The sequence below is a fragment of the Streptosporangium sp. NPDC049248 genome (assembly GCF_040678965.1).
Classification (GTDB): domain Bacteria; phylum Actinomycetota; class Actinomycetes; order Streptosporangiales; family Streptosporangiaceae; genus Streptosporangium; species Streptosporangium fukuiense.
The window spans coordinates 76561-88664 of sequence record NZ_JBFAQY010000007.1; the positions used below are offsets into that span (position 1 = coordinate 76561).

Below are 12104 nucleotides of genomic sequence, written 5' to 3' on the forward strand. Positions count from 1 at the left end.
GACCTTCACAAAGGACGAAAGGCCCCTTACCCCGAGGCCCCCTAAGACCTTGTAGGACAGGACAGGTCCCGTGACCGTGCCAGCCGCCATACAGCGGAATGTCGCTGAGGCTGACGCCGACGTCATCGTCGTCGGCGCCGGGCCCGCCGGTTCGACAACCGCTTTTCATCTCGCGCAGGCCGGACTTGACGTCCTGCTGCTTGAGAAGACCACCTTCCCCCGCGAGAAAGTCTGCGGCGACGGGCTGACGCCCCGAGCGGTCAAGCAACTCATCGCCATGGGGATCGACATCGACGCCCCCGGCTGGGTCCGCAACAAGGGCCTGCGCGTGGTCGGCGGCGGAATGCGCTTCGAGCTCGACTGGCCCGAGCTGGCGAGTTACCCCGACTTCGGGCTGGTCCGGACCCGCCAGGACTTCGACGAGATCCTGGCCGGCAACGCGGTCAGGGCGGGCGTCCGCCTGCTGCAGGGGGTCAACGTCACGGCCCCGGTCCTGGACGAGCGCAGCGGGCACATCGTCGGCGTCCTCGCCAGGCAGAACGGCGAGGAGGTCACCTACCGTTCCCGGCTGGTGGTCGCCGCCGACGGCAACTCCACCCGGATCTCCCTGGCCATGGGGCTGCACAAGCGCGAGGACCGCCCGATGGGCGTCGCGGTGCGGACGTACTTCGAGAGCCCCCGCCATGACGACGACTATCTGGAGACCTGGCTGGAGCTGTGGGACGGCGACACCCTGTTGCCCGGCTACGGCTGGATCTTCGGCGTCGGCGACGGCACGTCCAATGTGGGCCTCGGGCTGCTGAACACCAGCGAGTCCTTCAAGGGCATGGACTACCGCGACCTGCTCAAGCGCTGGGTGAAGGGCATGCCCGCCGAGTGGGGCTACGTCGAGGAGAACATGACGGGCCCGATCAGGGGCGCCGCGCTGCCGATGGCCTTCAACCGCCAGCCGCACTACACCCGGGGTCTGGTGCTGGTGGGCGACGCCGGAGGGATGATCAACCCGTTCAACGGCGAGGGCATCGCGTACGCGATGGAGAGCGGCCACGTCGCGGCCGAGATGATCGTCCAGGCACTGGGCAGGGTCACCCCCGCCCAGCGGGAACGTGTGCTGCGGGCCTACCCTCAGACGCTGAAGGACGCCTATGGTGGCTACTTCACCCTTGGCCGGGGCTTCGTCGAGCTCATCGGGCACCGCGGTGTGATGAACTTCGCCACGCGTCACGCGCTGCCGCACCCCCGCCTGATGAGGTTCGCGCTCAAACTCCTTGCTAATCTCACCGACCGGCGGGGTGACGCGTCGGATCGCATCATCAACGCCCTGTCGAAGGTGGCGCCACCGGCATGAGCTCAACGAACGCCGAACAGCTGGAACCCGGGGCGATGATCGCCCTGCCTAGACTTTCGAAATACACCAACATGCAGAGCTACGCGCCGGCGCGCGTGGAGATGGGAGAGGAGGCGTAGCGATGGAGCTGTACGCACCCATCCTGGTGCTCGCCGTTCTCGCGGCGGGATTTGCGGTCTTCTCGGTGACGATCGCCCCCTTCACCGGTCCCAAGCGCTGGAACCGCGCGAAACTCGACGCCTACGAATGCGGTATCGAGCCGACGCCCCAGCCCGTGGGCGGGGGGCGCTTCCCGCTGAAGTACATGGTCACCGCGATGCTGTTCATCGTGTTCGACATCGAGATCATCTTCCTCTATCCGTGGGCTGTCGCGTTCGACCAGCTCGGGATGTTCGGACTGGTCGAGATGGTGCTGTTCATCGTCACCGTGCTCGTGGCCTACACGTACGTGTGGCGCCGCAAGGGTCTGGACTGGGACTAGATATGGGACTTGAAGAGAAACTTCCAAGCGGGTTCATGCTCAGCACGGTCGAGCAGGTCGCCGGCTGGGCGCGTAAGAACTCCGTCTGGCCGGCCACCTTCGGTCTTGCCTGTTGCGCCATCGAGCTGATGTCCACCGGTGGTCCCAAGCACGACCTGGCGCGCTTCGGCATGGAGCGCGCTTCGGCGTCTCCGCGCCAGGCCGACCTGATGATCGTGGCGGGCCGGCTGTCGCAGAAGATGGCCCCGGTGCTGCGCCAGATCTACGACCAGATGGCCGAGCCCAAGTGGGTCATCGCCATGGGCGTCTGCGCCTCCAGCGGCGGCATGTTCAACAACTACGCGATCGTGCAGGGCGTCGACCACGTCGTCCCCGTCGACATCTACCTGCCCGGTTGCCCGCCGAGGCCCGAGATGCTCATCGACGCGATCGTCAAACTACACGACAAGATCCAGAACACGAAGTTCGGCGCGCACCGCGCCAAGCAGATCGACGAGCTCGAACTGCAGGCACTGCGGACGTTGCCGCTGATCGACCAGGGAACCGCCAAATGAGCAGCGGTGAAAGCGGATTCACAGCGGCCCGCGCGGCGAACGAGGAGCGGTAGGCGACCGACATGAGCACTGAAAACCTCCCGGAGGTCCCGGAGGAGCCCATCGCCCGCCTGGGCATGTTCGGCACCTCGGGTACCGGAGACACCTCGGGCTACGGCCGCCTCGTGGTGCGGCGCAAGCCCGAGCTCTCCACCCCCCGCCCGTACGGCGGTTACTTCGACACCGTCGCCGACGAGCTGGAGCGCGCCCTCGGCGGCGACTTCGCCGACGCCGTCGAGCGCGTGGTCGTCGACCGTGGCGAGCTGACCTTCCACGTCAGGCGCGAGCGGCTGCTCGACGTCGTCAGGGCCCTGCGCGACGACGCCGCGCTGCGCTTCGAGCTCTCGCTCGGCGTCTCCGGCGTGCACTACCCACACCTGGCGGGCCAGGAACTGCACGCGGTGATCCACCTGTGCTCGATCACGCACAACCGCCGCCTGCGCGTCGAGGTCTCCTGCCCCGACGACGACCGCCACATTCCCTCCACGGTCTCTGTCTACCCGACGCACGACTGGCACGAGCGCGAGACCTGGGACTTCTTCGGCATCGTCTTCGACGGACACCCGGCGCTGACCCGCATCATGATGCCCGACGACTGGGACGGCCACCCCCAGCGCAAGGACTACCCGCTCGGCGGCATCCCGGTCGAGTACCGCGGCGCCGAGATTCCCGCGCCGGACCAGAGGAGGTCTTACACGTGAGCACCTTTGACGACGAGGCCACCGAGGGCACGGTCTACACCGTCTCCGGCAACGACTGGTCGGAACTGCTCGAGACCCTCACCGGCCAGCAGGACGAGCAGCTCGTCATCAACATGGGTCCCCAGCACCCGTCCACGCACGGCGTGCTCCGCCTGGTGCTGAACCTGGACGGCGAGACGGTCACCGAGGCCCGCACGGTCATCGGCTACCTGCACACCGGCATCGAGAAGAACCTCGAATTCCGGACGTGGACCCAGGGGACGACGTTCGTCACCCGGATGGACTACCTGGCGCCGATCTTCAACGAGACCGCCTACTGCATGGGCGTCGAGAAGCTGCTCGGCATCACCGACCAGATCCCTGAGCGGGCCCAGGCCATCCGCGTGATGATGATGGAGCTCACCCGGATCTCCTCGCACATGGTGGCCATCGGCACCTTCGGCATGGAGCTGGGCGCGACCACGCCGTTCCTCTTCGGGTCCCGCGAGCGCGAGATGGTGCTCGACGTGATGGAGTACATCACCGGCCTGCGGATGAACATGGCCTACGTCCGGCCCGGCGGTGTCTCCGTCGACCTGCCGGCCGGCGCCGTCGACAAGGTCGGCGAGCTGCTCAAGGTCATGCCGGGGCGCATCAAGGACATGCGCAAGATGCTCGACGCGAACCCGGTCTACCTGGCCCGCACCAAGGACATCGCCTACCTCGACCTCACCGGCTGCATGGCGCTGGGCGTCACCGGTCCGATGCTGCGGGCCGCGGGCCTGCCGTGGGACCTGCGCAAGTCGCAGCCCTACTGCGGCTACGAGACCTACGAGTTCGACGTCCCGACCGAGAAGAGCGCCGACGTCTACGGCCGCTACCTGGTACGGGTGGCCGAGATGGAGGAGTCGCTCAAGATCATTGAGCAGGCTCTGGACCGCCTCTCCGGGCCGCTCAAGGGCGGCCGGGTGATGGTCGACGACAAGAAGATCGGCTGGCCCGCGCAGCTCGCGCTCGGCCCCGACGGCCTGGGCAACTCGCCCGACCACATCGCGCACATCATGAGCGGCTCCATGGAGGCGCTGATCCACCACTTCAAGCTGGTGACCGAGGGCTTCAGGGTCCCGGCGGGGCAGGCGTACGCCTCGGTCGAGTCGCCCCGCGGCGAGCTCGGCGCCCACGTGGTCAGCGACGGTGGCACCCGCCCGTACCGCGTACACTTCCGCGATCCGTCCTTCACGAACCTGCAGGCCATGCCCGCGACGTGCGAGGGCGGCATGGTCGCCGACGTCATCTCGGCGGTGGCCTCGATCGACCCGGTGATGGGGGGTGTCGACCGATGAGCGCGCCCGACGAGAGAGCGGTCCCGGTGAACGCGCCGAGCGACGAGGAGGTGAGCGCGACCATGAACAAGGGGTACGCGCCGGAAGTGCGCGAGCGCCTGGAGCGCGACGCCAAGGAGATCATCGGCCGCTACCCCAGGCCGCGGTCGGCGCTGCTTCCCCTGCTGCACCTGGTGCAGTCCGAGGACGGCTACGTCTCCGACGACGGCCACGAGTTCTGCGCCGAGATGCTCGGGCTGAGCAAGGCCGAGGTCGTGGGCGTCTCCACTTTCTACACGATGTACAAGCGCAGGCCGATGGGCCAGTACCACGTGGGCGTGTGCATCAACACGCTCTGCGCGGTCATGGGCGGCGACCAGATCTGGGACGAGCTCTCCGAGCACGTCGGCGTCGGTCACGACGAGGCGACCCCGGACGGGAAGATCTCGCTGGAGCGGCTGGAGTGCAACGCCGCCTGCGACTTCGCCCCGGTGATGATGGTCAACTGGGAGTTCTTCGACAACCAGACCCCGGACTCGGCCAAGCAGCTCGTCGACGACCTCAGAGACGGCAAGGAGCCCTCGCCGACCCGCGGCCCGAAGAAGCTCTGCACGTTCAAGGAGGCCTCGCGGGTGCTCTCGGGCCTGCCCGACGGCCTGGCCGGTGACGGCCCCTCGGCGGCGGGTCCCTCCCTGGAGGGCCTGAAGATCGCTAAGGCCAACGGATGGAAGGCTCCCGAGGCGTGAACGGGCAAGCAGGCAGGTACGAAGCGGCCTCGTCACGGAGCGACGGGCTGCCAGGCGAGGAGACGAAGTGACCACTCTCACCCCGGTTCTCACCGCGAACTGGGACCAGCCGAACTCCTTCACGCTGGAGGGCTACGGCGACTACTCGGCGGCCAAGAAGGCGCTGGGCATGGACCCCGACGCGGTCATCCAGGTCGTCAAGGACTCCGGGCTGCGCGGCCGAGGCGGCGCGGGCTTCCCCACCGGCATGAAGTGGGGCTTCATCCCCCAAGGGGACGGCAAGCCGCACTACCTGGTGGTCAACGCCGACGAGTCCGAGCCCGGCACGTGCAAGGACATTCCGACGATGATGGCCAACCCGCACGCGCTGGTCGAGGGCGTCATCATCACCGCGTACGCGATCCGGGCCAACCACGCCTTCATCTACGTGCGCGGCGAGGTGCTGCACGTCATCCGCCGCCTGCAGGCGGCGGTGGCCGAGGCGTACGCCAAGGGCTACCTCGGCACCGACCTGTTCGGCACCGGCTTCGACCTGGAGCTCGTCGTGCACAGCGGGGCGGGCGCCTACATCTGTGGCGAGGAGACGGCGCTGCTCGACTCGCTGGAGGGTCATCGCGGCCAACCTCGGCTCAAGCCCCCCTTCCCCGCCGTGGCGGGTCTCTACGCCTCGCCCACCGTGGTCAACAACGTCGAGTCGGTCGCGAGTGTTCCCTCGATCATCGCCAACGGCGCCGAGTGGTTCGCCGGGATGGGCACCGAGAAGTCCAAGGGCTTCGGCATCTTCTCGCTGAGCGGCCACGTGACCCGGCCCGGCCAGTACGAGGCCCCGCTCGGCATCACGCTGCGCGAGCTGCTGGAGATGTCCGGCGGCATCAGGGAGGGCCACCGGCTCAAGTTCTGGACCCCGGGCGGGTCGAGCACCCCGATCTTCACGGACGAGCACCTGGACGTCCCGCTGGACTTCGAGTCCGTGGGCGCCAAGGGCTCGATGCTCGGCACCCGGGCCCTGCAGATCTTCGACGAGACCACCTGCGTGGTGCGCGCCGTGCTCCGCTGGACCGAGTTCTACGCGCACGAGTCCTGCGGCAAGTGCACTCCCTGCCGGGAGGGCACCTACTGGCTCAAGCAGGTGCTCAAGCGGCTGGAGAAGGGCCAGGGCACCGAAGAGGACCTGACCACGATCACCGACATCGCCGACAACATCCTGGGCCGCTCCTTCTGCGCCCTGGGTGACGGTGCCACCAGCCCCATCCACTCGTCGGTGAAGCACTTCCGCGACGAATACCTCAAGCACTTCGAGATCGGCGGCTGCCCGTTCGATCACGCCCCGTCCACGGTGTGGGGGGCGAAGTGAGCGCGCGCGGGAAGGCCACCGGCAAGCACAGCACCGTCTCGGTCGCCAGGCCGACGGAGGAGACGCCATGACCGTCGAAGCCACCACCCCGGCGCAGGCGCCGGTGAACCTGGTCACCGTCACCATCGACGGCTTCCAGGTGAGCGTCCCGAAGGGCACGCTGATCATCCGGGCGGCCGAGCTGCTCGGCATCCAGATCCCCCGGTTCTGTGACCACCCGCTGCTGGACCCGGCCGCCAACTGCCGCCAGTGCCTGGTGGACATCCCCGACGCGGGCAACGGCCGGGGGTTCCCCAAGCCGCAGCCCTCCTGCGCGATCGAGGTCGCCGAGGGCATGGTCGTCCAGACCCAGCTCACCTCGCCGGTCGCGGAGAAGGCACAGCGCGGCGTCATGGAGCTGCTGCTCCTGAACCACCCGCTGGACTGCCCGGTCTGCGACAAGGGCGGCGAGTGCCCGCTGCAGAACCAGGCCATGTCCAACGGCCAGGGCGAGAGCCGCTTCGTGGAGAAGAAGCGGACCTTCGAGAAGCCGGTCGCGCTCTCCTCGGAGGTGCTGCTCGACCGCGAGCGCTGCGTCCAGTGCGCGCGCTGCATCCGCTTCTCCGACGAGATCGCCGGCGACCCGCTCATCGACTTCTTCGAGCGCGGGGCCAAGGAGCAGGTCGGAGCCGCGGACGGCCGCCCGTTCGAGTCCTACTTCTCCGGCAACACGGTGCAGATCTGCCCGGTGGGCGCGCTGACCGGTGCCGCCTACCGCTTCCAGGCCCGCCCGTTCGACCTGGTCTCCACGCCCAGCGCCTGTGAGCACTGCGCCAGCGGCTGCTCGCTGCGCGCCGACCACCGGCGCGGAAAGATCACCCGCCGCCTGGCCGGGGACGACCCCGAGGTCAACGAGGAGTGGAACTGCGACAAGGGTCGCTGGGCCTTCACCTACGCGACCCAGCCCGACCGGCTGAAGACCCCCCTCGTCCGTGACGAGGAGGGTCGCCTGGTGCCGGCCTCCTGGCCGGAGGCGCTCGCCGCCGCCGCCAAGGGCCTGTCCGCGGCGCGCGGGCGCGCGGGCGTGCTCGTCGGCGGTCGCGTCACCGTCGAGGAGGCGTACGCCTACTCGAAGTTCGCCCGGATCGCGCTCGGCACGAACGACATCGACTTCCGCGCCAGGCCGCACTCCGAGGAGGAGGCGCGCTTCCTGGCGCACGCCGTCGCGGGCAAGGGCATCGAGGTCCGCTACGCCGATCTGGAGAAGGCTCCGGCGGTGCTGCTGGCGGGCTTCGAGCCCGACGAGGAGTCGCCGATCGTCTTCCTGCGCCTGCGCAAGGCATGGCGCAAGAAGGGGCTGAAGGTCTTCTCCGTCGCGCCGTTCGCCGGCCCCGGGCTGGCCAAGATGGGCGGCACCCTGATCCCGGCGGTGCCGGGCACCGAGACCGACGTCCTGGACGACCTGGCCGCCGTCGACGTGACGGCCGCCGAGGCGATCAGGCAGCCGGGAGCGATCATCCTGGCCGGTGAGCGCCTCGCCACCGTGCCCGGTGCGCTGTCGGCACTGCTGCGGCTCGCCGACGCAAGCGGCGCCCGCCTGGCCTGGATCCCGCGCCGCGCCGGTGAGCGCGGGGCCGTCGAGGCCGGGGCGCTGCCGAACCTGCTGCCCGTCGGCCGCCCGGTCACCGACGAGACCGCCCGCGCCGAGGTGGCCAGGGCCTGGGACGTCACCTCGCTGCCCGAGGGCGAGGGCCGCGACACCACCGCCATGCTGGCGGCGGCGCTCGACGGACAGCTCGACGCCCTCGTCGTCGCGGGTGTCGACCCCTACGACCTGGCCGCGCCGCAGGCGGCCCTGGTGGCCCTGGAGAACACCCCGTTCATCGTGAGCCTGGAGCAGCGCGCCAGCGCGGTCACCGACCGCGCCGACGTGGTGCTCCCCGTCGCCGCGGTGGCCGAGAAGTCGGGCACCTTCGTCGACTGGGAGGGGCGCGGACGCTCCTTCGAGGAGGCGCTCGGGGTTCCGGGGGTCATGAGTGACCTGCGGGTCGTCTCCGCGATCGCCGACGCCATGGACGTGCACCTCGGCCTGCCCGACCCCGCCGCCGCCCGCCGCGAGATCGGCTCGATCGGCGCGTGGCGCGGCCCCAGGGCCGCGGCCCCCCGGGTGAGCGGCTCGCTCGCCGCCAGGCCGCGGGCCGGGGAGGCGGTCCTGGCCAGCTGGCACCTGCTGCTCGACGACGGCCGCCTGCAGGCGGGCGAGCCGTACCTGGCGGGTACCGCCCGCCCCGGGGTGGCGCTGGTGTCCGAGGCCACCGCCGCCGAATGCGGCCTGGTCGACGGCGGCGAGGTGGTCGTCGGCACCGGGCACGGTTCATTGAGCCTGCCGGTGCGGATCGCCGACCTGCCCGACCGGGTGGTGTGGCTGCCGGCCAACTCCGAAGGTCGCTCGGTCACCCGTGACCTGCACGCCGTCGCCGGTGATGTGGTCAGGGTCGGCGCGGTGGACAGCGCCGAGAGCACCACGGCCGGCGAGGTAAGCGCCGCCGGCGAAGCCAACGAGGAGCGGTAATGAATGCCCGGACTCTTCTAGCGGTCGATCCGACCCTTGCCGACTTCGGCAAGGACCCGCTCTGGATCAGCATCATCAAGGCCGTCGTCATCTTCATCGTCCTGATGCTGGGCGTGCTGTTCGGCGTGTGGTTCGAGCGCAAGCTCATCTCCCGCATGCAGAACCGGTACGGCCCCAACCGGGCGGGCAAGTTCGGGCTGCTCCAGTCGGTGGCCGACGGGCTGAAGATGGGGCTCAAGGAAGACCTGATGCCCCGGACCGTCGACAAGGCGATCTACTTCATCGCCCCGGTCGTCCTGGCGGTACCGGCCTTCCTGGCCTTCTCCGTCATCCCGATGGGCCCGATGGTCTCGATGTTCGGCGTCCAGACGCCGCTGCAGCTCACCGACCTCCCGGTCGCGGTGCTGCTGGTGCTGGCGATGGCCTCGATCGGCGTGTACGGCATCGTGCTGGCGGGCTGGGGCTCGCGCTCCCCGTACTCGATCCTCGGCGGCCTGCGGGCCAGCGCCCAGGTGGTCTCGTACGAGATCGCGATGGGCCTGTCGTTCGTGGGCGTGTTCCTGTTCGCGGGGACGCTCTCCACCTCGGAGATCGTCGCGGCGCAGGCCGGCGGCGGGGTGTTCACGCTGGGCGGCCTGGAGATCCCGATGCCGTCCTGGTACATGATCCTGCTGATCCCGTCCTTCCTGATCTACATCGTCACGATGCTGGGCGAGACCAACCGGGTCCCCTTCGACCTGCCCGAGGGCGAGGGCGAGCTGGTCGGCGGCTTCCAGACCGAGTACTCCAACTCGCTGAAGTTCGCGGTCATCATGCTCGCCGAGTACGTCAACGTCTTCGTGGTCTCCGCGGTGTCCATCACCCTGTTCATGGGCGGCTGGCGTGCCCCGTGGCCGATCTCCATGTGGGACGGCGCGAACACCGGCTGGTGGCCGCTGCTCTGGTTCTTCGCCAAGATGGTGCTGGTCTTCGGCTTCTTCGTCTGGTGCCGCGCCTCGCTGCCGCGCGTCAGGTACGACCAGCTCATGGCCCTCGGCTGGAAGATCCTCATCCCGATCAACCTGGCCTGGATCCTGCTCGTGGCCACCGTCAGGGCCCTGCAGATCGACAACGTCAACCGGTCGCTCGTGCTCATCCTGGCCGCGCTCGTGATGATCGGCTGCCTCGGGATCTGGTGGCGCTTCGACAGCGTGCTGCAGAAGCGCAAGGAGGCCAAGGCCGCACTGGTCGAAGCCGAGTTCGAGCAACTCCAAGCCGAGCCGACCGCGGGTGGCTTCCCTGTGCCGCCGCTCGACCTGCCGCACTACCACGGGGTAGAGCGCAAGGAGGTTCCCAGTGGGAGCAACTGATTGGCTGAATCCCATCAAGGGATTCGGCGTGACCTTCCACACGATGTTCAAGAAGGTCGAGACGGTCAACTACCCCGAGGAGAAGCGGCCCACGGCGCCGCGCTTCCACGGCCGGCACCAGCTCAACCGCTGGCCCGACGGCCTGGAGAAGTGCGTCGGCTGTGAGCTGTGCGCCTGGGCCTGTCCGGCCGACGCGATCTTCGTCGAGGGGGCCGACAACACCGACGAGGCGCGGTTCTCACCCGGTGAGCGCTACGGGCGCACCTACCAGATCAACTATCTGCGGTGCATCCTGTGCGGCCTGTGCATCGAAGCCTGCCCGACACGGGCGCTGACGATGACCAACGAGTACGAGCTCGCCGACAGCAGCCGTGAGAGCCTGATCTACACCAAGGAAATGCTGCTCGCGCCGCTCGGCCCCGGCATGGAGGTCCCGCCGCACCCCATGCGTCTCGGCGAGACCGAAGAGGACTACTACCGGCTGGGACGCAACAATGGGTGAGACCATCACGTTCTGGATCCTGGCGGTCGTCTCGGTGTCGGCCGCCCTCGGGCTCGTCTTCAGCCGCAAGGCCGTCTACTCGGCTCTGATGCTGGGCGTCGTCATGCTCTCCCTGGCCGTGCTCTACGCGGTACAGGACGCCCCCTTCCTCGCCGCGGTGCAGATCATCGTCTACACCGGCGCGGTCATGATGCTCTTCCTGTTCGTCCTGATGCTGGTCGGCGTCGACTCCGCCGACTCGCTGGTCGAGACGATCAAGGGGCAGCGCGTCTGGGCGGCGATCGCGGGCCTGGGCTTCGCCTTCCTGCTCGCCCTGGGGGTCGGCAACGCCACCTTCGCCGCGCCCACCGGCCTCACCGAGGCCACCAAGGCCGCGGGCGGCAACGTGCCCTCCCTGGCACAGCTGATCTTCACGCGGTACGTCTTCGCCTTCGAGGTCACCTCGGCGCTGCTGATCACCGCCGCGCTCGGCGCGATGGTGCTGGCGCACCGCGAGCGCATCCGGCCCAAGGCCACCCAGCGTGACCTGGCCCGCGCCCGGTTCAACGGCCCGCAGCCCTCGCCGCTGCCGGGACCCGGCACCTACGCGCTGCACAACGCGATCGACATGCCGGCCCTGCTGCCCGACGGCACGGTCGCCGACAAGTCCATCAACCGGGTGCTCGCCAGGCACGAGATGGAGGGCGGTTTCGCGCCGACCGACCCGGTGAAGGCGGCGCTCATCAAGCAGGTCCTGGAGAGGGACGCGGCACAGGCCCGCGATTCCGACTCAGGCGACGAGCCCGTCCAGGCGGAGGACGCGGCGCCCCGGCAGGAGGACGGCAAGTGACCACTCACTACCTGGTGCTCTCCGCGCTGCTGTTCGCGATCGGCGCCATCGGCGTGCTGGTACGGCGCAACGCGATCGTGGTGTTCATGTGCGTGGAGCTCATGCTCAACGCCTGCAACCTCGCGTTCGTCACCTTCGCCAGGCAGCAGGGCAACCTGGACGGCCAGATCATCGCGTTCTTCGTGATGGTGGTGGCCGCGGCCGAGGTCGTGATCGGCCTCGCCATCATCGTGATGATCTTCCGAACCCGCAGGTCCGCGTCGGTGGACGACGCGAACCTGCTGAAGTACTAAGAGGTGGCCGTGGAACCCGCTGAGATCATCCAGCATTCCGGGGGTGTGATCGGAGT

Annotated in this window: 13 protein-coding genes; all 13 read left to right on the plus strand. The window is 68.9% G+C overall.

The window, feature by feature from the left end; all coding sequences use genetic code 11:
- Window positions 1–70 precede the first annotated feature (70 nt).
- Window positions 71–1348, plus strand: coding sequence for a geranylgeranyl reductase family protein (locus AB0K21_RS15730; RefSeq protein WP_364150443.1), 1278 nt, complete (start codon window positions 71–73; stop codon window positions 1346–1348).
- Window positions 1345–1467 carry a hypothetical protein gene (locus tag AB0K21_RS15735; RefSeq protein WP_343981087.1) on the plus strand — a complete coding sequence of 41 codons (123 nt, stop codon included), beginning with the start codon at window positions 1345–1347 and terminating at the stop codon, window positions 1465–1467. The genes AB0K21_RS15730 and AB0K21_RS15735 overlap by 4 nt, the downstream gene beginning before the upstream one ends.
- Before the next feature lie 2 nt (window positions 1468–1469).
- A complete protein-coding gene (locus tag AB0K21_RS15740; RefSeq protein ID WP_343981091.1) occupies window positions 1470–1829 on the plus strand; it encodes an NADH-quinone oxidoreductase subunit A in 360 nt (119 codons plus the stop codon).
- A gap of 2 nt (window positions 1830–1831) precedes the next feature.
- On the plus strand, window positions 1832–2383 hold the full coding sequence (locus AB0K21_RS15745) for an NADH-quinone oxidoreductase subunit B (protein WP_030916695.1): 552 nt from the start codon (window positions 1832–1834) through the stop codon (window positions 2381–2383).
- Window positions 2384–2445: 62 nt separating this feature from the next.
- A complete protein-coding gene (locus AB0K21_RS15750) occupies window positions 2446–3123 on the plus strand; it encodes an NADH-quinone oxidoreductase subunit C (RefSeq protein WP_030916692.1) in 678 nt (225 codons plus the stop codon).
- A 65-nt stretch (window positions 3124–3188) separates the two neighbouring features.
- On the plus strand, window positions 3189–4445 hold the full coding sequence (locus AB0K21_RS15755) for an NADH-quinone oxidoreductase subunit D (protein ID WP_343981182.1): 1257 nt from the start codon (window positions 3189–3191) through the stop codon (window positions 4443–4445).
- Complete coding sequence (gene nuoE / locus AB0K21_RS15760; RefSeq protein WP_343981096.1) at window positions 4442–5170, plus strand: NADH-quinone oxidoreductase subunit NuoE; 729 nt, start codon at window positions 4442–4444, stop codon at window positions 5168–5170. The genes AB0K21_RS15755 and nuoE overlap by 4 nt, the downstream gene beginning before the upstream one ends.
- A gap of 67 nt (window positions 5171–5237) precedes the next feature.
- Window positions 5238–6524 (plus strand): NADH-quinone oxidoreductase subunit NuoF, encoded by a 1287-nt coding sequence (gene nuoF, locus AB0K21_RS15765; protein WP_343981099.1) that lies wholly within the window; start codon window positions 5238–5240, stop codon window positions 6522–6524.
- A 67-nt stretch (window positions 6525–6591) separates the two neighbouring features.
- Window positions 6592–9075: an NADH-quinone oxidoreductase subunit G gene (locus tag AB0K21_RS15770; RefSeq protein ID WP_364150450.1), complete on the plus strand. Its 2484-nt coding sequence runs from the start codon at window positions 6592–6594 to the stop codon at window positions 9073–9075.
- Window positions 9075–10424, plus strand: a complete 1350-nt coding sequence (gene nuoH / locus AB0K21_RS15775; RefSeq protein WP_343981104.1) for an NADH-quinone oxidoreductase subunit NuoH — start codon at window positions 9075–9077, stop codon at window positions 10422–10424. Before AB0K21_RS15770 ends, nuoH begins: the two co-directional genes overlap by 1 nt.
- On the plus strand, window positions 10411–10926 hold the full coding sequence (nuoI, locus tag AB0K21_RS15780; RefSeq protein ID WP_343981107.1) for an NADH-quinone oxidoreductase subunit NuoI: 516 nt from the start codon (window positions 10411–10413) through the stop codon (window positions 10924–10926). Before nuoH ends, nuoI begins: the two co-directional genes overlap by 14 nt.
- Window positions 10919–11755 (plus strand): NADH-quinone oxidoreductase subunit J, encoded by an 837-nt coding sequence (locus AB0K21_RS15785; protein ID WP_343981110.1) that lies wholly within the window; start codon window positions 10919–10921, stop codon window positions 11753–11755. Before nuoI ends, AB0K21_RS15785 begins: the two co-directional genes overlap by 8 nt.
- Window positions 11752–12048, plus strand: a complete 297-nt coding sequence (nuoK, locus tag AB0K21_RS15790; RefSeq protein ID WP_030916671.1) for an NADH-quinone oxidoreductase subunit NuoK — start codon at window positions 11752–11754, stop codon at window positions 12046–12048. Before AB0K21_RS15785 ends, nuoK begins: the two co-directional genes overlap by 4 nt.
- The last annotated feature ends 56 nt before the right edge of the window (window positions 12049–12104 follow it).